The sequence below is a fragment of the Bacillus sp. ISL-77 genome, assembly GCF_018613105.1.
Genome location: NZ_JAGGQY010000073.1, coordinates 1 through 23,369 on the forward strand (window position 1 = coordinate 1; position 23,369 = coordinate 23,369).

Sequence of the window (23,369 nt, forward strand, 5' to 3'; positions counted from 1 at the left end):
GAAGAAAAAAGGAGAGTCCGGTAACATAGAGAGAGAGGTTCTAAACACTATCAGCTAGTGTGGTGCTCATTTCATTTTAGTAATATAGTTTTTTGAGCTTTTTCGCCGATAAAATGAGCTTATTCGGTGAATAAATTTTGTTCTAGCGGGTTTCTCCATTCTTCGATTTTGTGCTATTTTTAAATATATCAAAAAGACATTTTAAATAATGCCAATTGGAGGAAGTTTACATGTTAGGTGCTATTGAAGCAGGAGGAACAAAATTTGTTTGTGCAGTAGGGGATGAATCGGGTAAGATTCTGGAGCGTTTTCAGGTTCCTACTACCGTACCTGAGGAGACCATTCCTAGGGTGATCGAATTTTTTAAAAAATATCCTATCCAAGCCATCGGAATTGGCTCGTTCGGGCCGATTGATGTGAACCAGGAAAGTCCAACTTATGGGATGGTTACTACGACACCGAAAACAGCATGGAGGGACTTCCCATTTGTTGACACGTTCAAAGAGGCTTTTTCCGTTCCAGTCGGATTCAATACGGATGTAAATGCTGCTGCATTGGGTGAGTCTGTTCTGGGTGCTGCAAAAGGTCTGGATAGCTGCCTTTACATCACTGTTGGGACTGGCATTGGAGCAGGTGCGATTGTACAGGGGGAACTCTTGCAGGGTTGGTCACATCCTGAAATGGGTCACATTCTTGTAAGGCGTCATCCGAATGATGAATACAAAGGCAAATGCCCATACCACGCTGATTGCCTGGAAGGTCTGGCGGCTGGACCCGCGATTGAAGAACGGTGGGGTGAAAAAGGAATCCATCTAGTGGAGCGTTCCGAAGTATGGGAAATGGAAGGGTACTATATTGCACAGGCACTTATGCAATATATACTGGTTCTCTCTCCTAAAAAAATTATTCTTGGCGGCGGCGTCATGAACCAAAAGCAGGTATTCACGTCTATCTATAAGTACCTGCCGGAATTATTGAACGATTATATCACCTTACCGGAGCTTTCTACCTATATTGTGAGTCCTGGTCTAGGGGATAATGCCGGGATCACGGGGTCCCTTCTGCTTGCCCATCGAGCGTTACTTGAAGCCGGACTTGATCAGTAAACTTAAACCATGCTAAAAAAGCGTAATAGGTCATCGCCTTTTACGCTTTTTATTTTTTTCATAGATTCCCGGTCTTAACGAAGAATGGCTGGACGCCTTGAAATAGAGAGTGAGTAAATGCTGAAGCCATTTTTCTACATTCTTTTCAGGTATTTTGAGGGGGAAGGTCAGGACTGGAGAGAGGTGACACCACTTTTAATTAAACGTTTGTGTAGTAGAGAAAAGGCGGGAAATTAATAGAATGATGGAAGTTTAAGAGAAACCCATCAGATTTTGTGGGAAGGTGGGTTATTTCCTGCGGAATGATTTTGCGAATCTCGACAATATCCACTCACCTTTTACAGGGAAAATACCTATAGAACCGTACTTACAGCTGTTTCAACCAAACGTTTGATTAGTATAGCAGATGTGGAATCACGTCGATTGGCTGTCGTTTAGAGACAATAATTGTTCAAAGGCTATTTATCTCCTAATTTTAGGCCGTTTTTCAACAATTAATTTATAAATTTGAAGGTATGAATACTTATTTATCAAGGGTTGAAGACACTTTTAATCAAACGATTGGTTGAAAGGGGAATTTGGGGAAAATAGGCGAGGTGTGTCATTTCATGGATCGGTTATGTGAAAGAAGGTGAAACGAAAAAGGCAGCGAATTAATTAGGTATTCTATATTAATGTGAGGTCTGATATGTCCACTCCAAAACATATTGTTTCAGCTGCAACTATTGTACTTAATGAGCAAGGGGAAATTTTATTAATTAAAGGTCCACGAAGGGGATGGGAAATGCCTGGTGGTCAGGTTGAAGAAGGAGAATCATTGAAGGAGGCGGCAATCCGGGAAACAAAAGAAGAAAGCGGAATAGATATTGATGTGATTAAATTTTGTGGTGTATATCAAAATGTGAGCCAATCGATATGTAGTACATTATTTTTGGGGATACCAACTGGGGGAGAGCTGACCACTTCCTCAGAAAGTTTGGAAGTAGGTTTCTTTTCAGTTGAAGAAGCATTGGAAATGGTCACTTGGAATAATTTCAGGCAAAGAATCGAGTATTGTTTAAACGAAAAACTTCATCCTTTTTATGTGGAGTGTTGAATTAGTTTCTTTTTTTTAGTTGTGAAAAGAATGGAACGAACAGGAGTTACGGTGGTTTTTTTTTTGGAGAATATTTCAGTAATCAGCCCTAACTCGGAAATATTCACTTACGAACAATCAGTCCCTGCTAGAACTGATTGTTCAAAAAACTCATTTTTTTATATTGAAATTATCAGCTAACAATGTCCAGTTCGACGGATATGGATAGCCTAATGCCCAGTAACTAATTCCGCGGAGATTAAATTCCTTAGCCAAGTCGAACTTGGCTTGGGCGCTGCGGGCATCTTCAAACCAAACTTCATGGCCACGGCCCTTTTCATCGACGTAACGGAAAAATGGTGATTGGGTGGTGTCATCATATTGAATCGATGCCCCGTATTTTACCGCACGCGCAATCGCTTCTTGTGTACTAAATGTTTCTGCTTCTTGTCCTTTAACATGTGGAAGGAGCCAATCACGGGCATAAATTTGGAACCCTAAGAATATTTTTTCTGCCGGCATAACGGTCCGCGCGTATTCCACGACACGTCTCATTTGGTTGATAGGAGAGATCGCCTGTGGCGGTCCAAGCCTGTATCCCCATTCATAGGTCATCAGTACGACAAAGTCTACAATCCTACCATGTGCTTCATAATCATGTGCTTCATATAGCAGACCCGCTTGTGTCGCACTTTGCTTGGGTGCAACCGCCGTTGAGACAAAATATCCTCGCGGATGAAGACGGTCCACGGTTAGTTGGAGGAATAGATTGTAATTTTCGCGATCGGCCGGTAACACATTTTCAAAATCGATGTTTACTCCTTTATATCCCTTTTCATCCATAATCCGAAGCATATTTGTCAGTACCTTTTCACGTAATTCTGGACTGGATAAAAGGGTATGAGCCACGTTTGAGCCAGCTGCAGTTGAAGTAAAGTTTGTAATCGACATCATCGGTGTGACATTACTTGTTTTTGCAGCTTGTAGGGTTAACTCATCATGAACTGGAGTGAGATCCCCATTTTCATTGATTAGGTAAGCAAAAGGACTGATATACGTGAGCAAATGGCTAAGTTCCTTAACCGTTTCAGCCGCTGCTTGATCGGGTTGATAGGTATAGGCATTGACTTCGATGGTTGGTTTCTTGATTGGTATTCTTAACCTTGTACCGGAATAAATGAGGTTTGGATTTTGAATCTGATTTTCATCGATAATCGCTTGGACTGTCACCCCGTAACGATTTGCGATTTGCCATAATGTTTCCCCAGATTGAGTCACGTGTATCCGTGGAGGGATAATTAGTTTTGTCCCTGGATATAAAAGAGACGGATTTGTGAGTTGATTTGCCTGGATGATCGAGTTAATTTCCACCCCATACTGTTGTGAAATTGACCACAATGTATCACCGGATCTAATGATGTGTGATGTCCCGGGGACTGGGATTACAAGCGATTGGCCAACTAACAGCTGGTTCGGGTTTTGGAGCCCATTTGATTGAACAATTCCATTCATATTTACTTTGTAGCGAGCAGCAATTTGCCAAAGCGTTTCACCGCTCCGGACCACATGGATCACCATCTGCCTCTCCTCCTGTTTCACTTCAATAATGTAACTTATGTGGGTTAGAAGGATTGGGTTAATTGTCTATATAAATTTATGGGCACAGTTAGGTTTTTTCGTAAAAAAGCTAATCATCGAATATTAGTGGGGACAAGTGAAATCCAATTATTATTATTCTATAGTAGTTTTTGTATTATCCTCAAAGAAACGAAATGAACAAGTAAATCGCATTGACGATAAATTGGATTAAGTTTCAGAACAAAAATCGATAAAAATGGATTAGAATAACTCGACTATTATTAAAGCATGGAAACATTCTTTTGGAAAATAAAAGCAGTAATTTCTAACCTTATAAATAAAACCCTTTATTCATCTAGGTCTCTTTAATAGCAGGACATATAGTCTGAATGATTAGTTTTTTGTAATAGTATTGACAGTTTTTCAACATAATTATAGAATTACACTGAAATATATGAATCTATGCTTTTCTAATACGGTTGATCGAGGGATCAACTAAACCAGCTTATTATTACACTTCCCATTCCATAGCATAACATCTTGCGTTCAAAAGTAGGATTGAAAAATTTCGGGAGTAATTTTCGTGATGTAATTGTTTTTTTGCACTCATTTGAAACCGTTTCCAAATTTTTAATAATAAATTCACGATGAAACAAAACGAATAGGTGTTATGTGAAGAAACTGAAGGGTAATTTAAAAGGAGGAATTATTTTGGCAAAAAAGGTTTTAGCGGATTTCTTAACACCCCAACTGAACGAGTTGCGGGAAAACGGCCTCTACAATGTCATTGATACTATAGAAGGACCAAACGGCCCTATAGTTACCATCAATGGCAAATCATTAATCAATATGTCATCCAATAACTATCTTGGCCTTGCCAATAATGAAAGAATGAAGCAAAAAGCGCATGAAGCAATCGAAGAGTATGGGTTAGGGGCCGGTGCGGTCCGTACAATCAATGGCACATTGACCATTCATAATGAATTAGAGAAAACAATTGCCAAGTTCAAGCATACTGAAGCTTCCATTGCCTTCCAATCTGGGTTCAATTGCAACATGGGTGCTATTTCAGCCCTGATGACAAAGAAGGATGCAATTCTCTCGGATGAATTAAACCATGCATCGATTATTGATGGGTGCAGATTGTCAGGAGCGAAAATTATTCGCGTCAAGCACCAGGACATGGACGATTTGCGTCGAGTAGCGAAAGAGACAATTGAAAGCGGTTTATACGAAAAAGTCATGTACATCACAGACGGAGTTTTTTCAATGGACGGTGATGTAGCAAAGCTTCCGGAAATCGTCGAAATTGCTGATGAGTTTGGGTTAATCACGTATGTAGATGATGCCCATGGTTCTGGTGTAATGGGTAACGGTGCTGGTACGGTTAAGCATTTTGGCCTCTCAGACCGAATTGACTTACAGATTGGGACCCTTTCAAAAGCGATTGGCGTCGTAGGCGGATATGTAGCAGGTACAGAGCAGCTGATTGACTGGCTGAAAGTCCGTGCACGTCCATTCCTGTTTTCAACCTCATTGACTCCGGGAGATGCTGCCGCCTGTATCGAAGCTATCAATATCATGACCGAATCGACAGAAAAAGTTGAAAAGCTTTGGGAAAACGGAAGATACCTAAAAGAAGGCTTAAAGAACCTTGGTTTCGAAATTGGACATTCCGAAACACCAATTACCCCATGCATCATAGGAAAAGAAGATCTGACCCAATTATTTTCGCGCAGGCTGATGGAGGAAGGCGTTTATGCAAAATCAATCACCTTCCCAACAGTTCCTAGAGGTACAGGCAGGGTTAGGAATATGCCTACTGCTGCGCATACCAAGGAAATGCTTGATGAGGTTCTAGAAGTCTATGGAAAAATAGGTAAAGAATTGTCTATTATTTAAACGTTTACAATTTCACCAAGGATAACAGTGTTCTTGCTTCAGTTAAATAATGGTAAAAGAAACCTCAGGAGGTCCCGTCAAATGAAAAAAATTCTTATTACTGGCTGTCTCGGCCAAATCGGTTCGGAATTGACACACCGTCTCAGAGTAATGTACGGAACAGAAAACGTTGTTGCAACAGATATTCGCCATATCGAAGGCAATCCAGTCATCGAGGATGGTACATTTGAAATACTTGATGTTATGGATTACGAAGCAATGCTAGGCCTTTGCAAAAAATATGAAGTTGATACCCTCATGCATCTTGCAGCCCTTTTGTCGGCAGTAGGAGAAGCAAAACCAAAATTCGCATGGGACCTGAATATGGGAGGCCTGATGAACGCCCTTGAAGTTTCACGTGAGCTAAACCTGAAACTCTTTATACCGAGCTCCATCGCTGCTTTCGGACCAGGAACACCGGCAGAAATGACACCACAGGATACGGTACAAAGGCCAGCTACTATGTATGGCGTCACAAAGGTATCCGGAGAATTGCTTTGCGACTACTATTTTACTAAATACGGTGTAGACGTACGCGGAGTAAGGTTCCCTGGACTGATTTCATACAAGACTCTTCCAGGCGGGGGAACAACCGACTACGCAGTAGATATTTACTATGAAGCACTTAAGAATAAGAAATATGTATCATTCATTGGCAAAGGAACCTATATGGATATGATGTATATGCCTGATGCTATCGATGCTATCATTCAATTGATGGAGGCTGATCCTTCAAGATTGAAGCACCGCAATGCATTTAACATCACAGCCATGAGCTTTGAGCCGGAACAAATTGCTGCATCCATTAGAAAATTCATTCCTGAATTCGAAATCTCATACAATGTTGACCCTGTACGCCAAGGCATCGCAGACTCATGGCCAAATAGCCTTGATGTATCTGCTGCACGCGAGGAATGGGATTTCAATCCTCACTATAACCTGGACCGTATGACAAAAGATATGTTGGAAAACCTATCAGAGAAATTAGGCATTCCCTTTAGGGAGCTTGCACTAGCCTATTAATTATTACCTTCCTTTCCCAAAACTATTTTATGAAATCTGGGGTAAAGGAAAGCGCTCTCTTCTATAAAAACTATTATAATTCATCTGTGAAAAAAAGACAAATGTATTTTCCGGATGGACTATTTCAAGTATATTAGAAATTTGACAATAAAGAGGGGGAAATTTAAATGGCAAACAAGGAATTGAATAGGGGTTTAAGTTCACGCCATATTCAGATGATTGCGTTGGGCGGAACGATTGGTGTAGGTCTATTTATGGGGTCTTCCAGCACGATAGGCTGGACGGGGCCATCCGTAATGCTTGCTTATGCAATTACAGGAATATTTCTATATTTGATTATGCGCGCCATGGGCGAAATGCTCTATTTGGAACCAAGTACAGGTTCATTCGCAACATTTGGCTATAAGTATATCCATCCAATAGCGGGATATATGACTGCCTGGAGTAACTGGTTCCAGTGGGTAGTTGTCGGCATGGCGGAAGTTATCGCGATCGGCACATATATGCATTATTGGTATCCAGATCTTCCTGGGTGGATTCCAGGCCTTATCGCAATGGTTATCCTTGGGGCAGCAAACTTTATTTCTGTTAAATCATTTGGTGAATTCGAATTTTGGTTTGCTTTGATTAAAGTAGTTACGATTGTATTGATGATTATTGCAGGTTTCGGCCTGATTTTCTTCGGCATTGGCAACGGAGGAGAATCGATCGGCCTATCAAACCTCTGGAAAAATGGCGGCTTCTTTACTGGCGGAGTTAAAGGGTTCCTCTTTGCCCTATCACTCGTTGTGGGTGCTTATCAAGGTGTAGAGCTTATCGGTATTACAGCTGGTGAAGCGAAAGATCCTCAGAAAACAATAAGGAACGCGATTCAAAGTACAATTTGGCGTATCCTCGTTTTCTATATTGGCGCAATTTTTGTTATTGTCACAGTTTATCCTTGGGATCAATTGACTTCTATCGGAAGCCCGTTCGTAGCAACTTTTGCAAAAATCGGTATTACAGCTGCAGCTGGAATCATTAACTTTGTGGTTATCACTGCTGCATTGTCTGGCTGCAACAGCGGTATCTACAGCGCAGGGCGCATGCTTTATACTCTTGGAGTCAATGGACAAGCTCCAAAAGCATTTGCGAAGGTTTCAAGTAACGGGGTGCCTTTATTCGGTACAATTGGCGTACTGATCGGCCTTGGCTTTGGCGTTGTTTTAAGTTATATTGCACCGGAAAAACTGTTTGTGTACGTCTATGCTTCAAGTGTTCTTCCTGGGATGGTTCCTTGGTTTGTCATTCTGATCAGCCAAATCAAGTTCAGGAAAGTCCATGCTGCAAAAATGGCCGCCCATCCATTCAAAATGCCTTTTGCGCCTGTCACTAACTATCTGACAATTGGCTATCTGGTAGCGGTGCTTATTGGTATGTGGTTCAATGAGGACACTCGTGTATCGCTGATTGCGGGTATTGTGTTCCTGGCTATTGTGGTAATCAGCTTTTATGCTTTCGGAATAAACAAGCGTGTACCTGCGGAACTTCAAGAAGAGGATCTGACAGAGAGGAAAGCGATCTAAACTCCTGACTGTTTGATTGTGGGAGAAACGGAAGGGTATAAGGAAGCTGTTAATATAAGAAGCAATAAATAGGGACAGTTTTCATAATTTGTCCCTATTTATTGTTGGCTGCATGCTAAGAAAACAAACGGAACATCTATGTAGAGAATCTTAATTATAGAACTCAGGTGAAAACAATGAAGTATCGATCTGCATTTGAAATCATTGGTCCGATTATGATTGGGCCTTCCAGTTCACATACAGCTGGTGCAGTCCGGATTGGCCGCGTTGCCCGAACCCTATTCGAGGGCCAGCCGAAAAAGGCTGTTCTCTCGCTTTACGGCTCATTTGCAAAAACGTATAAAGGACATGGAACAGACTTGGCTCTTGTGGCGGGCTTATTGGATTTTGATACGTTTGACGAGCGGATACCCGACACATTGGATATAGCGGAACAATTGGGTATGGAGGTCATCTTTCAAGAGGAAGAGGCCATTACAGAACATCCAAACACAGTAAAGATTAATCTTTTTGATGAAGATAAAGAGTTGGAGATTATCGGCATCTCCATTGGCGGAGGAACCATTGAAATAACTGAAATCAATTCGTTCAAACTAAAATTATCGGGTGACCCTGCAATACTGGTCATTCATAATGACCGTTTTGGAGTAATCAGCTCTGTAACATCCATTCTTTCGCAAAATAAAATAAACATCAGTCATATGGAAGTGTCCAGGAGAGATAAAGGCGACATGGCAATCATGGTAATTGAGTTCGATGAAAAGATAGATGACCAGGTGATCAACGGGGTGCAAAAGCTGGATAATGTTATAAGTGTAATCCGTATGGTTGTATAGGTAGGTGTTTTCGGGCACGAACATAAATTAATAGAAGACAGCAGGGGGAAATCCTATGTTTCGTAATGTAGCTGAACTTGTTTCGCTGGCGGAACAACGACAGGTTAAAATAGCCGAAATTATGATTAGGCAGGAAATAGAAGTTACTGGCCTTTCCCGTGAAGATGTGATTGCCAAAATGGATCAGAACCTGACGGTAATGGAACGGGCTATCGAACGGGGCTTAAATGGAGTAAAATCACGCACAGGACTCACAGGCGGAGATGCAGTATTGCTGCAAAACTATATTCAGAGCGGAAAGTCCCTATCGGGCACATTGCTGTTGGATGCGGTGAGCAAGGCGGTTGCCACGAATGAAGTCAATGCAGCAATGGGCATCATTTGTGCCACGCCAACTGCTGGTTCGGCCGGGGTTGTCCCGGGTACATTATTTGCGGTTAAGAATAAACTCAATCCAACTAGGCAGGAAATGATTGAATTTTTATTTACGGCAGCGGCGTTTGGATTTGTCGTTGCAAACAATGCGTCCATCTCAGGGGCTGCAGGCGGTTGCCAGGCAGAGGTAGGTTCGGCTTCAGGTATGGCAGCAGCCGCAATCGTTGAAATGGCCGGCGGTACGCCTAAGCAATCAGCAGAAGCGATGGCCATCACCTTAAAAAATATGCTGGGTCTTGTTTGCGACCCGGTTGCCGGCCTCGTTGAGGTGCCTTGCGTGAAACGGAATGCAATGGGCGCATCGAATGCTTTGACAGCAGCCGATATGGCCCTTGCCGGAATAACCAGCAGGATTCCATGTGACGAAGTCATTGGAGCCATGTATGCAATTGGACAGTCAATGCCGGCTTCTTTAAGGGAAACAGCCGAAGGCGGACTAGCGGCTACCCCGACCGGACGTAGACTAGAAGCGGAAATCTTTGGCCAGCCTAAAGTAAAACTGATTGATTATTTAGTATAACTATGTCATGGGTTATTACAATACCTTCCCTTATTTGCCTGCGGAGCAACAGGCCGGGCTGCTGCCATTGATGTTTGCGTTTAATAGTAAAATCGACATGCTATCCAAAGCCAATCACGATACGTATGTACCGACTTACAATGTGATTGCATCAAACTATCCATTGTATCTTCCAAATCCATTTGACATTCATCTAAGTCTAGCAGGCTATCAAGTTGTTGCCGACCAGTTCTGGAAAGTAATTGATCCTACCTTACCATTGGGGAACTAACGACAACCACAACAATCAATTTCAACGATAAAAAGCAATAAAGTAACCGCCCATCCATCTGGATTGGGCGGTTACTTTTTTTACTTCTGATGGTCCGCATGTTTATTACCACAGCGTGAATTCTACTTCTAGCTCCCTATTAATGGGCTTTTTGAGAAAGAAATTTACCTAATTATCCCTTGAAATTCTCTGGAAACAATTTTCAGTCAAATAAAAATAATTAAAAAATTTAAAAAATACTTGATTTATTAAACGCAGGGCTTTATATTGAATTTAAGAAATTTAATTTCTTCAAAATAAATTACAAGAAATTTTATTTCATGATTTGAAGAAACTATTTTTTATTATTAATTCTGTAAAAGTTTAGAAAACCCTGCTTTTCAAAAAAAAGTAAGAAAATCATTAACCGGTTGACGAAAGGGAGGGAATTATTAATCAACTAGAGGAAAAAAATTTTCACCAGATTCATAGATGGAAAAATATGTCTGCACAAATTTTCTACTAAAAGTAAGCGTCTACATTTTTGGGTTTAAAACTTATGCTTTTAAATAAAAAGGAGATGTGTTCTTATATGTTGATAACAATGAAAGAATTACTTACTGTAGCTAAAGAAAATAAATTTGCGGTGGGAGCGTTTAATGTTTGTGATAGTTCATTTTTACGTGCAGTAGTCGAAGAGGCGGAAAAAGTGAATTCTCCAGCTATCATTGCCATCCATCCATCGGAATTAGAGTTTTTGACAGACGAATTTTTCTCTTATGTGAAGCATCGGGTTTATGAAAGTAGAGTACCATTTGTCATCCATTTGGATCATGGCGGTTCAATTGAAGAAATCCTGAGAGCAATTCGCTGCGGCTTTACGTCGGTAATGATTGATGGATCCCTGCTCCCATATGAAGAAAACGTTGCACTAACGAAGAAAGCAACCGAAATCGCACATGCAGTTGGGGTATCGATAGAAGGGGAATTAGGGACGATCGGAAGCACGGGGAATTCAGTAGAAGGCGGCGTAACAAAGGTTACTTACACAGATCCTGCACAAGCTGAAGATTTTGTTGCCCGTACAGGTGTTGATACTCTGGCCGTAGCAATTGGTACAGCGCATGGTATTTATCCAAAGGATATCAAACCAGAATTGCAAATGGATATTTTAAAAGAAATCAATGAACTTGTTGATATTCCATTAGTCCTTCATGGTGGTTCTTCTAACCCAGACAATGAAATTTCCCAATCCGTGCAACTAGGTGTTAGTAAAATAAATATTTCTAGTGATATGAAGTATGCCTATTTTACAAAAGCACGTGAAATTTTAAGCACGACTGAATACTGGGATCCAAACGTAATCTACCCAGAATGCATTAACGAAGCCAAAAAAGTGATTAACTATAAGATGCACCTCTTCAATTCCGTTGGAAAAGCTGAATTATATCAACAGCAACCAGCAGCCCAAAAAGCAGAACCAGTTGTAAGTGGCATCAGATATTAATTCATAGTAATCCCAACTAGATTTCTTCTTAATAAACCTTCATCTTCTGTCCTTCAGCATGAAATAAAAGATATAAAGGAAAGGAATTTCTTTATATGAAAATACCTCAATTAAAAAATTATAATGCCATGGTTGAAAATATGTTTGCAAAAGCTGGGATTGTTTTGACTACAGATGAGAAGGAATCCATTGAAATTGCGGATTTTGGCTTAAATGATCTTGAAACAACAGGCTTACAACTTATCACGTATGTAAATAACGAGCGGTATTGTGCGAAGGAATTGGTTTTATTCCCGAATCAAACTTGTCCTGAACACCGGCATCCTCCTCGGGCAGATGGAAATCCTGGAAAGTTGGAAACCTTCCGCTGCCGGAAAGGTACTGTATATTTATATGTAGAAGGAGAGGCTACTGAGCTACCCCTCACGTCTCCTCCCGAAATTGATAGAAAATACTATACAGTCTTCCATGAAATTGTTCTCCTTGAAGGCGAGCAATATACAATACCCGAAAACACCAAACATTGGTTCCAGGCTGCTGAAGAAGGCGCAATCATTTCTGAGTTTTCTTCAAATAGTGAAGATGAATCTGATATTTTCACAGATCCTCGAATCATACGCGTTCAAGAATAATGGCAACGAGGAGAAGAATAGTTTTCGTCCTGTTCTTCTCCTATCTTTTAACAAAAAAAATAGGTGAAATTGAAGAGAAATTTATTTTCATAATACTTGTAAGCGTATTCATACCTTTTGCAATTAATCTATCATTTACTTAGAACAAAGGTAGGAACACCTGCCTTCATGCAGGTATGTTACAAAACATAAACCAAATTTATATATTTATGGAGGGAAACCATGAGAAGGCTTTTCGTTCTTTTCTTAGTATGTATGATGGTCATTTTGTCAGCCTGTAGTTCCAATCAGTCATCGACAGGTAGTAATGGTAAAGAGAATGATAGTAATGTAACGACTATTAATTTCGCGGCAATTAAAACATTCGGTGTGGATTCTTGGAGCGAGTTGATTAAGAAATTTGAGGCGGAAAATCCAGATATTAAAGTTAAATTAACGCAAATGCCAGCTCCTGCAAAAAGCACAGAAATTCATCAATACTTAGTAACTGCCTTCCAATCTGGCCAAAGTGATATTGATGTCTTTACTGGAGACGTTGTCTGGGTACCAGAGTTTGCAGCAGCAGGATGGACAGAGCCGATGGATCAATATGTAAACAAGGATGAGTACTATCCTGGTGTTATTGATGCACTAACTTATGATGGTAAATTATCTGCGATGCCATGGTATGTAGATGGCGGGATGCTTTATTACCGCAAGGATCTTTTGGAGAAATATAACAAGCCTGTTCCGACCACTTGGGATGAACTGATTAAAACGTCTGAGGAAATCAAAAGCAAAGAAAATAATGACAAGCTAAACCAATTTGTATGGCAAGGCAAGCAAGCAGAAGTTCTTGTCTGTGACTTTGTAGAATTCTTAGGGAGTGCAGGAGGATCCATTCTAGATAGCAATGGAAAATCAGCTGCAAGCAGCCCAGAATTTTTGAAAACACTAGAGTTTATGAAAAAGATGACAGACGATAAGATTTCTCCTAAGTCCGTGTTGACGTTTGACGAAGAACCAAGCCGTACCGTTTTCACAGATGGAAATGCCATTTTCCACAGAAACTGGTCCTATGTTTGGAGTGTTGCACAAGATCCAAAGCAATCGAAAGTGGTTGATAAAGTTGGTGTTGCTCCACTTCCTTCCTTTGATGGAAAAAGCAGTGCTTCTACTATGGGCGGATATCAATTCATGGTTTCTAAGAGCTCTAAAAAGAAAGAAGCAGCTGTCAAATTTGCACAATTCTTATCTAGTGAAGAAAGTCAATTGTACTATGCAAAGGAACTTGCCTTCAGCCCAACAAGACCAAATGTCTTAAAGGACAGCGAATTACAAAAGAAAAACCCGTTCTTAACCGGCTTAGACAAAGTATTCCAAGGTACGACTGCCCGTCCTGTTAGCCCTGATTACCCTAAATTGTCGTTAGTCCTTCAATCGAATATCTCGGGTGTTCTTTCCGGCATGATCAAAGAAAAAAATGCGGCAAAACAGATCGATAATGAGTTGAAAAAGATTACGAATCAATAAATTTTCTGAAGGCACAAACTTAGTATCGTTTGTGCCTTAAACGTATAAGAGGTGAATGGATTATGGAAAAAGTAGAAAAGCAGGTCATTGGGAGCACCAATGCCCATTTATTACTAGCAAGAAAAAAGAATGTCAAAAAGATATTCAATAAACCCATGATGATCGGTTATTTATTTTTACTGCCATCTCTATTGATTCTTTGTATCGTCGGTATTTATCCTTTGATTCAAACCATCTATTTAAGCTTTTTCGATGTTTCCTTTACTAAGCAAGGTTCCAGTTTTGTGGGACTGGAGAATTACCGGAATTTGTTAAGTGATATTTGGTTCAAAGTGGCTTATAAAAACACGTGGGTTTTTACCGCATTTTCTGTTTTGTTGGAGACGATATTCGGTCTTTTCATTGCCTTGGTCCTTAATAAAAATTTTAAGGGAAGAGGTTTGGTGCGAGCCTGTGTATTAATTCCATGGGCGATTCCAACTGTTGTTTCGGCCAGGATGTGGGAATGGATTTTTAATGCGGAGTATGGGATTTTAAATTTCTTATTAATGAAGGTCGGAATCATTGATGCCAATATTAATTGGCTTGGAGAAACCTCGACAGCTATGTCAGCTGCGATTTTTTCAGATGTTTGGAAAACAACTCCATTTATGGCGTTAATCATATTAGCTGGTTTACAAGGAATATCATCAAGTTTATATGAAGCGGCAGACATTGATGGTGCGAATAAATGGAAGCAATTCTTTCATATTACGTTTCCATTATTAATTCCTTCTATTATGATTGCTGTTTTACTAAGATCATTAGACGCTTTCCGTGTATTTGATTTGATTTTTGTGTTAACGGGAGGCGGACCGGCGAATTCGACCGAAGTGCTTTCTTCGTACGCCTATAAGACCACCTTCTCCGCAGCTCAGGTGAGTTATGGTGCAGCGATGTCGTCGTTAATGGCGGTATCTGTTTTCATCTTAGCGATGGTTCTCCTATTCTTTATGAATCAATCATCCAAAAAAATTGAAGGAGGAAAGTAAGATGAAAGGAATGCTCAAGCGATCTACCATTGTCATACTTGCGTCTTTCATCGTCGTGTTTCAAGTAGCACCTTTCTTTTGGCAGATCGTTACTTCTTTAAAAATGGACAAAGATTTATCATCCTTGCCGCCAATATTTCCAAACGAAGTCACCTGGCTTCATTATCAAAATATCTTTCAAAATACCGATTTTTATAAATACATCTTGAATAGTTCGGTCATTGCTGTCGTAGTGACACTGCTTTGCTTGTTCCTGGGAAGTTTGGCTGCCTATTCACTAGCTAGATTGCCGATTAAAGGGAAGGGGTTTATTTTACTTTTATTTCTATCGACGTCGATGTTTCCACAAATCGCGGTGGTGACCCCTCTTTATAATCTCATTAAACAATTGGAATTATATAACACGCATGCGGGATTAGTTCTATCGTATATGCTGTTTGGACTGCCATTAAGTGTGTTACTGCTGTACGGATTTTTCAGGAATATCCCTTATGAAATTGAAGAGGCAGCGTATATGGATGGGTGCGGATACTTTCGAACGTACTGGCAGGTGTGTCTGCCGTTAATGGCTCCAGGCCTGGTTACTGCTGGATTGTTAGTGTTTATCTCATCATGGAACGAATTTTTATTTGCGATTACGTTTACCAATAATATTGATGCCCAGACCATTCCTGTTGGCATTGCTATGTTGCCGCAAATGTTCTTTGTCCCTTGGGGAGATACAGCAGCAACATCTATTCTTGTAACCTTGCCGTTAATCATCCTTGTGTTGATTTTTGAGAAAAAACTTACAAAAGGCATCATGGGAGGAGCGGTGAAAGGATGACAACCATTGCCACTGGATTTACAGCCAATATAGATTTATTAGCAAAAATCACACCAGAGTTTTACAATGAAATCAGAGGAAATGCCGACAAAACTCCAAAGTCCGTTATTGACACGTGGGATGAGTTTTGTACGGTGATTGACTGGAATATCAAGAGAGGCAGCGGAGCCGAATATATCGTGTCGAATCGGGAAATTCTTGCCCGTTTAGAAAAAAAGTTAAATTGGACGAAGGCAATCGGTGGAACCGGCTTGCAAGCAGGTTGTGCAGCAAGTTGTGCAGGGTATAGGGCACTGGTAAATATTCCAATCCAATCCAAAGAGTTGTCAGATTTGGTTTCGGAACATCAGGAGTTGATCCTTTTATCAGATCTTGAAGGGGATGTGCCGAAGCATTATATAGTAGAATATGAGTATGGAGATTCTTCCAACCGAATCATTTTCCGAAAGCAGGATGAATTTTCGGCTGATATTATCGCGAAAAGATTTCTGGAACGTCTGGAAATCAATCAAGATGATATTAGCTGGTTGTTGATCTCTGGATATAATGCCTTTGATCGAAGCGAAGACATTGACTTGTTTTTACAGAATACCGTTTCTATATTGGCGTCATTAGGACCTAGGAAACCTAAAATCCACCTTGAACTCGCTTCGATCTGGTCAATGGCTGAACAGTGGAAGATTATTCGAACCCTTGGAGGCTATGTTGATAGTATCGGTGTCAATGAAGATGAATATCAGGAATTAATTGGAGGGAACAAACCTCTATTAAGTTATGACGATGCTGATTTATTAAAAACCATTAACGATGCCTGTGAGTATCTAAGTGTTGCTAATTTTATTTTGCATACCAAACAATTCTCATTAATTAAATCGGATCTATATGATACCTCTCTCTGGAGGAAAGCGTTAGAAAATGGTAACTTGTTAGCGTTTTCGCGAGCGGTAAAGGGGAAAATTTGTAATCAAGAGACGATGAAACAAGTATCGTTACGATCAGGTCTTCACCCAAGAGGAGAAAAGTTGCAGAAATTAACAAAAGGCCAAAAAGATATCACCATCATTCCAGCCTATAGGGGAGAAACCGTTAGTACGATTGGCTTAGGGGATACATTTACAGCTGGATTATTAGCGGAAGCACCAGTAGAATTCCTGCCGTTGAGTAAACTACGTTTATAAATAATGGATGAAAAGATGGTTTGAAAAAAATGAAAATGTTAAAGGATGAATGGTAGTATGACCTCCGTTAAAGAAAATAATTTATTAAATACGGTAAAAAGTTTATATCCAACCTTGCATGATGCGGAAAAAAAGGTTGCAGAATATGTGATTAAAGAGTATTTTATTGTGATTGATATGAATGTGGCCGAACTGTCTGAGAAATGTAATGTAAGTGAAGCGACGATTGTTAGATTTTGCAAAAGGATTGGACTTAAAGGATTTCACCATTTTAAAATTCAACTGGCAAGAGAAATCACGAATCCGGAAAATACCACCCATTCTCCGACGATTCAATTAAATAATATCGCAGAATCGATTCGTAATATTTTTGCCTACAAAATTGATGAACTCAAACAAACTGCCTCATTTCTAGACCCGGGCGCAGTACAAAAGTGCCTGGATGTAATTAGTGGATGCAGCCTAGTTCAATTTGTGGCGGCAGGTAATTCGCTTCCAGCAGCACTCGATGGTGCCTATAAATTTAATCAAATTGGAATTCGCTCGATTGTTAATAGCACGCCAGAAATGCAGGTTTCACTTGCCCATTCATTGACAGAAAAAGACGTAGTTATTGGCATCTCAAACTCAGGGGACTCAAAATTATTGCTTGATATCTTTGAAATTGCCAAAAAAAGAAAGGCAATCACGATTTGTATTACGAACCATATTAAATCCCCGCTTTCGCAATTAGCGGATATTCAGTTAATAAGTATTACGAATGAGAAATTGTTCTTTAAAGAATTTAGCTTTACTAGAGTGCCAGCCATTTCAGTGATTGATACGCTGTTTTTACTATTATCAAGAATAAACTTTGATAAATCGTTTCAATCCATCAGCGACCGCGAGCAAGCTTTATCCGATTACAAGCATTAATACTACCTAATTTGAAAGGAACATGAACCCATGCGATTAGAAGGAAAGAAAGTAATAAGTCTCGTTCATAATGATTTTGAAGATTTAGAGTTATGGTACCCGATTCTCAGACTTCAGGAAGAGGGGGCAGTCGTCCATCTTGCCGGAGAAAAAGCAAAGGAAAAATATATTGGTAAATATGGCGTACCTGCGATCTCTGATTTTGCCTATGGTGAGGTTAGCGCTAAAGACTATGATGCAATCTTAGTTCCAGGAGGATGGGCACCAGATAAAATCCGACGCTTCCCGGAAGTTCTTTCTCTGCTTCAGCAGATGAATGCGGATGAAAAGCCAATCGGACAAATCTGCCACGCAGGCTGGGTACTAGTTTCTGCAAAAATCCTTGATGGAAAAAAAGTAACCAGTACTCCAGGGATCAAAGATGATATGGAAAATGCAGGCGCGATCTGGTATGACGAACCCGTTGTGACGGACGGTCACCTTGTGTCCAGTCGTCGTCCACCGGATCTGCCTGACTATCTACGCGAATTTATTAATGTCTTAGAAAAGAAATAGTCATGGAAGGGAGATAGCGAGCAATAACTCGCTGTCTTTTTTTGATTCCGTGCCTTGTCATGCCCCGATCATAGGGTCAGACATTCTCCTTTTTTCTGAGGTCACGGTAACGATTAACCTCTAATCGTTACCACGGATTGTTTTTTCTATGATTACGGGCAGAATAACTTTGCTAATTGATTTTTTTCGCGGAAATATTGGATTTTTCTAATGGGAAGAGATTTATACCTCGACCGACCAAACCACAAACCATGAAACCTTTCCATTTATCATACGTATGTTTTATTAATGAGAATAAGGGTAATTTTGTAGAAAATAAACAAACGAGGGTGACTCAAAATACATGGAAACAAGAGATGAATTATTGAAAGAGCTAACTGTTATTGAGAAGTGGGAAAATGGCCAAAGCGATTTGTGGATTTGGGATCGCCTGGGACGACTGCCATTTAAGATTCTCGATAAAATCACTCCTCAATTCATCCACAATAAAGTGGGGAAATTACTAGAAGAGGTCGGTAACTATATTCAGACCGGCGGCAGCTATTTAATTAAAGAAGATAAACTATTTGGTAAAATTGGAAAAGAGACAGGTAAGCCGATTAACCAAATAGCTGATATCAAGGAGATCCCTTTAAATGCCATGAATAAGATAAGCGAAGAGCTGACCGGTCAACGAAAGAAGTTTGCGACGATCCAAGGAGCGAGCACCGGAATCGGCGGGATTTTTACCCTTGCGATCGATGTCCCGGCTTTAATGGGCATTTCATTAAAAACACTGCAGGAAATTGCGATCATCCACGGTTATGATCCTAATGAAAAAAGCGAACGAATTTTTATAATTAAATGCCTGCAGTTTTCCTCAGCCGATATTGTCGGCAAACGTGCGATTTTGAATGAGCTTTCCAGCTATTATCAACAGGGGAGCGGTTCAGGTGAAATGATGTCGCAGCTGCAAGGCTGGCGCGAGGTTGTTTATACATACAGAGACCAGTTTGGGTGGAAGAAGCTGTTTCAAATGGTCCCTATTGCTGGGATGATTTTTGGTGCATTTACAAACAGGTCAATGATTAATGACCTAGCGGAGACTGGGATTATGCTTTATCGGAAAAGAAGGATTCTTGAGAGATTGGAACAGAAATAGTTTCCATCTTGATTGGGAGTAAGTTTGTTAGTAAAAGAGACAGTATTTTTTGAAGGGATTTACTTTTCTAATCGTAAAACTGACAATAGCACCGCAAAATGCGGTGCTATTTGTCATTTTTAGATAAAAAGGCTCAGTTAAGATAAAAATTTTGTGCAGGGAGAAAAGTTTTTTCATTTTAAAACTTGTTTTTAAGAATAACGGAGGAATATATAGAAAATGCTACTTAAATGGGGAAGATTGGTCATCGTTAGGGGGGCTACCTTGTTTAATCATATGGTAAAGGCTATACCTAATTTATTTACGATTGGAAATTTATTGTGCGGTGTTCTTTCAATTACCTCTAATATGAGTGGCTTTTTTGAACTAGCCTCCATTTTTATTTTCTTATCGGCTGTTTTAGATCTTCTTGACGGAAGAATTGCGAGAAAATTAAAAGTGAATAGTGAATTTGGCGTAGAATTAGATTCTTTAGCTGATATTGTAAGCTTCGGAGTTGCTCCTGCACTTCTATTTCATTCGATAGCAGCGCCATCCATTTTAACTTCATTGGCATTTATCCTTTTCCCGACGATGGGGGCATTAAGATTAGCTAAATTTAGTGTTAAACCAACCATTGGGTATTTTAAAGGATTACCTATTCCAGCTGCGGGATTGCCATTGGCTGGTATGGGATTATTTTTATATAGCAATGCATGGATCACTTTAATCCTTGCTCTCTTAATGGTGAGTCCAATTAGGGTTAAAAAACTTTAATTTTATTATCCAATGTAAAAAAGCTAGTAACCTTTTCATAAAGGCAATAGCTTTTTTATTTTATCCATTATCCTTTTTGTTCTCTTAATACAAGATTAATAATTCATTAAGATGGAAAATGAAATCATTTATCGTGCTACATTGTATTTAGAACTAGAGTTGATGGATTATTTATTTTAGTGTTTTTATAAATAACGGAGGCATTTATATGTCATACTTAATCACTTTATTTGAACAGCACAGTTATCTGATTCTATTTTTAGGAATCTTTTTAGAACTTATGGCCCTACCTATTTCAGGCGAATTTCTAATGAGCTACGCCGGGTATTTTGTATTTCAGGGAAAAATGAATTATCTTTTGGCTCTCATGACAGTCTTTGTTTCAGGAGGTGCAGGAATTACTGTAACCTATTGGATTGGAAAGGCAGGGGGCTATAAACTTATCGAAAAATACGGGAAATATATTCACCTAGGACCAGAAAGATATAAAAAAATATCTGCTTGGTTTGAACGTTCAGGTAGTAAATTGCTGGTCTTTGCCTATTTCATTCCAGGGATTAGGCATTTTACTGGTTATATTTCGGGGATTTCTAGAATGCCATTTCGAAAATTTTTGATCCCTGCATATATCGGTTCATTTTTATGGGGATTCTGTTTTATTACATTAGGAAAAGTTTTGGGACCTCGCTGGGGGGCTTTCCATCATGCAGCAAGTAAATATTTTCTAATTTTTATTATTGTTATAGCCGTATTTCTAGCAGGATATTTGGTCTATCGATTTAATAAAAATCAAATTAAAACATTTTTTATTAGTTTGTCAACATGGTTAATTAATCGACTAAAAACCATAAGAAAAACAGAGATCTTTCTTATTTTTCTCACTTTAGTTTTAATTGGTATGGTGACCTTGATGCTGGGAATGGCTCAAGACTATTTATTTAATGAGTTTACTCAGTTTAATGAACTAGCTGAATATATGGTTAAGTCTGCTATTTATATGAGTTGGATAAAAGGGTTTCTATTATTTCAATCTCCATATGCAATTGGTGCAATTATCGGCATAACCACCATCCGTATTTGGAGAAAAGGGAAGAACAGGATGCTAGAGTATCTTCTTCTTATCGTATCAATTTTAGGAGCTAGGTTGTTTCATGAATCCATCAAGCAGATTTTTTCCTATCTTCAATCATTAGGGTTTGTAGGAAAATTACACTCAGATAATTTTCCAGATATTAGTTCCACTTTAACAATCATTATTTATGGGGACATGCATATTTTTACTTGTCCGTCATCCAAAAAAGACTATTACGCCAGTATTTGGCCTTTTATTTACTTTAGTTTTATTAATGGGGTTAACCATAGCGAATATTGCATCCACCGAAATACTCCCGAGTGATATTGTTGGGGGCTATGTTTATGGCTGTGTCTGGGTATTTTTTAACTTCTTGTTTTTTGAAATGATACGAATTGTATTGGAAAAAAATAAAAATGAAAATGAATACATTTAAAGTCATGATGGTTAAATAAAGGTTATAAATCATTTTTTTTCATCTTTTTTAATTTCCATGGCTGTTGATTTATTTCAACAGATAAAAACCCCCTTACCTAGTTGTAGATAAGGGGGTTTTTGTTTGTTTCATGCCATTTCTAGTTCATTAGATTTACGGTTTTTTCCTCAAAGTATTTATTCATAAGTAAATTAAGTCTGATTGAAAGTGTAATGTATTCGGAACTGCTTGGGCCTATTTGATTATATATTTCGCTTAGTTTCGTTTTAAGAGTAACTATTTCCTGTAAAAGTTCCATGTTTTCAATTTGAGCAGATTCGATTGCTTCCATCATACACCTCGTAAAATAATATTTTTTTCCAACAATGGTTTGGAAGGCATGATGACTTGATTCCTTATTCTTCGTCTTCTAATGATAATACGATTCCAATCCCATTCTGATAGTAACATAATGGATTTTTCGTGTGAACAGGGAATGAAATAGTAAAAATATTTGAAAAAAGGTAAATAATATTGGTATATCAAGTGTTCTCCAATAGCAATTTCTAACCGCTTGAAAATAAACATATACGGAAATTATCGGATTACGATTAACTGCGAACAAGTTATATTGTAATAACATCAAAATTAAAATAAAAATATTTTAAAGATTAAAAATAAATTAGATGAGGTATGGTTAAAGTTTCTTAACAAAAAAATATCCGGCAAGATGCCGGATCAACAAAATATATTAAAAGGGGGTCATGAAAAAGAAAAAGTTAAATGTTGTCCTCTTCATGTATTAATCGTACTACTTAATCATGAACAAACTATGAATAAACCGTTTAGATTTTATTAAAAAAGTTAAATTCAAACCTATTTATGGGAATTATAGGTTAAATAACATTGGGCTCTGCCTACTAGATCGTTAGATACCGTTTGCTAGGATTGTTACAAATGCGCTTAGTAGAACAGTTCCTATGGCTATAAAACTATAAGTAAGGTTCTTTTTGCGCTTTTTCTTTTCCAGCATTTCCTCTGTGGTGAGCCAGTAATTTTTTGACATCTATTTTACTCCTTTATGCCATTATAAAAATTCACTAAATTCCTGATGTTTATCTGTTTTTTCAAAATGATATTATACTATAATTTTTAAAAGATGGAAAGTGAATTTTAGGTAGTGAATTTATGGATGCTGATGGGTAAATTCTTATTCTAGTCTATAAATGTGATCCTTGGATTGGTGTACACGACCTTATGTGAATAAGAGGGGGTTCACTTTGTCATATCCATGGCTCAGCAGCTTCATTGGCAGGCATCCCTTTAGTTTTTTACATAAGAATCGGTGGGTAATTCGCCTAATTTATAGGTAAAATAAGCTCCCATATTTTCTTTTAGCATAGTATGCAAAAGAAAGTAGGTGAAAACATGACATTAGGTTCACAAGGTATGATGTCATTTCCAGGAATGGGAATGGGCGGTTTTCCAGGCATGGGGATG

General features: G+C 39.0%; 22 protein-coding genes. 19 read left to right on the top strand and 3 right to left on the bottom strand.

The features are described from left to right. Window positions 1-230 precede the first annotated feature (230 nt). Both J7E77_RS25460 and J7E77_RS25465 read left to right on the top strand, forming a co-directional pair. Complete coding sequence (locus J7E77_RS25460) at window positions 231-1,106, top strand: ROK family protein (protein ID WP_214717724.1); 876 nt, start codon at window positions 231-233, stop codon at window positions 1,104-1,106. A gap of 688 nt (window positions 1,107-1,794) precedes the next feature. Further along, window positions 1,795-2,202, top strand: coding sequence for an NUDIX hydrolase (locus J7E77_RS25465; RefSeq protein WP_214717726.1), 408 nt, complete (start codon window positions 1,795-1,797; stop codon window positions 2,200-2,202). 150 nt (window positions 2,203-2,352) lie between these two features. Here the strand turns inward: J7E77_RS25465 and J7E77_RS25470 are convergent, their stop codons facing one another. Continuing rightward, window positions 2,353-3,759 (bottom strand): LysM peptidoglycan-binding domain-containing protein, encoded by a 1,407-nt coding sequence (locus J7E77_RS25470; RefSeq protein WP_214717728.1) that lies wholly within the window; start codon window positions 3,757-3,759, stop codon window positions 2,353-2,355. A gap of 711 nt (window positions 3,760-4,470) precedes the next feature. Here J7E77_RS25470 and J7E77_RS25475 point away from each other — a divergent pair. The 17 genes from J7E77_RS25475 to J7E77_RS25555 all read left to right on the top strand — a co-directional run bounded on the left by J7E77_RS25475 (window position 4,471) and on the right by J7E77_RS25555 (window position 21,778). Beyond that, window positions 4,471-5,661, top strand: a complete 1,191-nt coding sequence (locus J7E77_RS25475) for a glycine C-acetyltransferase (RefSeq protein ID WP_214717730.1) — start codon at window positions 4,471-4,473, stop codon at window positions 5,659-5,661. Window positions 5,662-5,742: 81 nt separating this feature from the next. Further along, entirely contained in the window at window positions 5,743-6,723 is a 981-nt protein-coding gene (locus tag J7E77_RS25480; protein WP_214717732.1) for an L-threonine 3-dehydrogenase, read from the top strand. 167 nt (window positions 6,724-6,890) lie between these two features. Further along, window positions 6,891-8,288, top strand: coding sequence for an amino acid permease (locus J7E77_RS25485; RefSeq protein ID WP_214717734.1), 1,398 nt, complete (start codon window positions 6,891-6,893; stop codon window positions 8,286-8,288). A gap of 176 nt (window positions 8,289-8,464) precedes the next feature. Then, window positions 8,465-9,124 carry an L-serine ammonia-lyase, iron-sulfur-dependent subunit beta gene (gene sdaAB / locus J7E77_RS25490; RefSeq protein ID WP_214717736.1) on the top strand — a complete coding sequence of 220 codons (660 nt, stop codon included), beginning with the start codon at window positions 8,465-8,467 and terminating at the stop codon, window positions 9,122-9,124. A gap of 55 nt (window positions 9,125-9,179) precedes the next feature. Then, on the top strand, window positions 9,180-10,079 hold the full coding sequence (sdaAA, locus tag J7E77_RS25495; protein WP_214717737.1) for an L-serine ammonia-lyase, iron-sulfur-dependent, subunit alpha: 900 nt from the start codon (window positions 9,180-9,182) through the stop codon (window positions 10,077-10,079). A 7-nt stretch (window positions 10,080-10,086) separates the two neighbouring features. Then, complete coding sequence (locus J7E77_RS25500) at window positions 10,087-10,350, top strand: hypothetical protein (RefSeq protein WP_214717739.1); 264 nt, start codon at window positions 10,087-10,089, stop codon at window positions 10,348-10,350. 571 nt (window positions 10,351-10,921) lie between these two features. After that, entirely contained in the window at window positions 10,922-11,836 is a 915-nt protein-coding gene (locus tag J7E77_RS25505; RefSeq protein WP_214717741.1) for a ketose-bisphosphate aldolase, read from the top strand. 95 nt (window positions 11,837-11,931) lie between these two features. Then, entirely contained in the window at window positions 11,932-12,468 is a 537-nt protein-coding gene (locus J7E77_RS25510) for a D-lyxose/D-mannose family sugar isomerase (protein ID WP_214717749.1), read from the top strand. Between the two features lie 222 nt (window positions 12,469-12,690). Then, on the top strand, window positions 12,691-13,980 hold the full coding sequence (locus tag J7E77_RS25515) for an ABC transporter substrate-binding protein (protein ID WP_214717750.1): 1,290 nt from the start codon (window positions 12,691-12,693) through the stop codon (window positions 13,978-13,980). Between the two features lie 62 nt (window positions 13,981-14,042). Next, the gene (locus J7E77_RS25520) at window positions 14,043-15,011 is read left to right on the top strand and encodes a carbohydrate ABC transporter permease (protein ID WP_251026471.1); all 969 of its coding nucleotides are present in this window, start codon (window positions 14,043-14,045) and stop codon (window positions 15,009-15,011) included. 1 nt (window position 15,012) lies between these two features. Continuing rightward, window positions 15,013-15,837 (top strand): carbohydrate ABC transporter permease, encoded by an 825-nt coding sequence (locus J7E77_RS25525; RefSeq protein WP_214717751.1) that lies wholly within the window; start codon window positions 15,013-15,015, stop codon window positions 15,835-15,837. Next, window positions 15,834-17,015: an ADP-dependent glucokinase/phosphofructokinase gene (locus tag J7E77_RS25530; protein ID WP_214717752.1), complete on the top strand. Its 1,182-nt coding sequence runs from the start codon at window positions 15,834-15,836 to the stop codon at window positions 17,013-17,015. The genes J7E77_RS25525 and J7E77_RS25530 overlap by 4 nt, the downstream gene beginning before the upstream one ends. A 57-nt stretch (window positions 17,016-17,072) precedes the next feature. Then, window positions 17,073-17,930 carry a MurR/RpiR family transcriptional regulator gene (locus J7E77_RS25535; protein ID WP_214717753.1) on the top strand — a complete coding sequence of 286 codons (858 nt, stop codon included), beginning with the start codon at window positions 17,073-17,075 and terminating at the stop codon, window positions 17,928-17,930. A 30-nt stretch (window positions 17,931-17,960) separates the two neighbouring features. Further along, entirely contained in the window at window positions 17,961-18,485 is a 525-nt protein-coding gene (locus J7E77_RS25540; RefSeq protein ID WP_214717754.1) for a type 1 glutamine amidotransferase domain-containing protein, read from the top strand. A gap of 343 nt (window positions 18,486-18,828) precedes the next feature. Beyond that, the gene (locus J7E77_RS25545; protein ID WP_214717755.1) at window positions 18,829-19,626 is read left to right on the top strand and encodes an EcsC family protein; all 798 of its coding nucleotides are present in this window, start codon (window positions 18,829-18,831) and stop codon (window positions 19,624-19,626) included. A 264-nt stretch (window positions 19,627-19,890) separates the two neighbouring features. Then, entirely contained in the window at window positions 19,891-20,382 is a 492-nt protein-coding gene (pssA, locus tag J7E77_RS25550) for a CDP-diacylglycerol--serine O-phosphatidyltransferase (RefSeq protein WP_214717757.1), read from the top strand. 208 nt (window positions 20,383-20,590) lie between these two features. After that, a complete protein-coding gene (locus tag J7E77_RS25555; RefSeq protein ID WP_251028183.1) occupies window positions 20,591-21,778 on the top strand; it encodes a DedA family protein in 1,188 nt (395 codons plus the stop codon). 251 nt (window positions 21,779-22,029) lie between these two features. On the opposite strand, the gene J7E77_RS25560 is transcribed toward J7E77_RS25555, so the two are convergent. Together J7E77_RS25560 and J7E77_RS25565 are read right to left on the bottom strand one after the other, a co-directional pair. Continuing rightward, window positions 22,030-22,221, bottom strand: a complete 192-nt coding sequence (locus J7E77_RS25560; RefSeq protein WP_214717759.1) for a Spo0E family sporulation regulatory protein-aspartic acid phosphatase — start codon at window positions 22,219-22,221, stop codon at window positions 22,030-22,032. Window positions 22,222-22,797: 576 nt separating this feature from the next. Further along, a complete protein-coding gene (locus J7E77_RS25565; protein WP_214717761.1) occupies window positions 22,798-22,935 on the bottom strand; it encodes a hypothetical protein in 138 nt (45 codons plus the stop codon). Window positions 22,936-23,369: the final 434 nt, after the last annotated feature.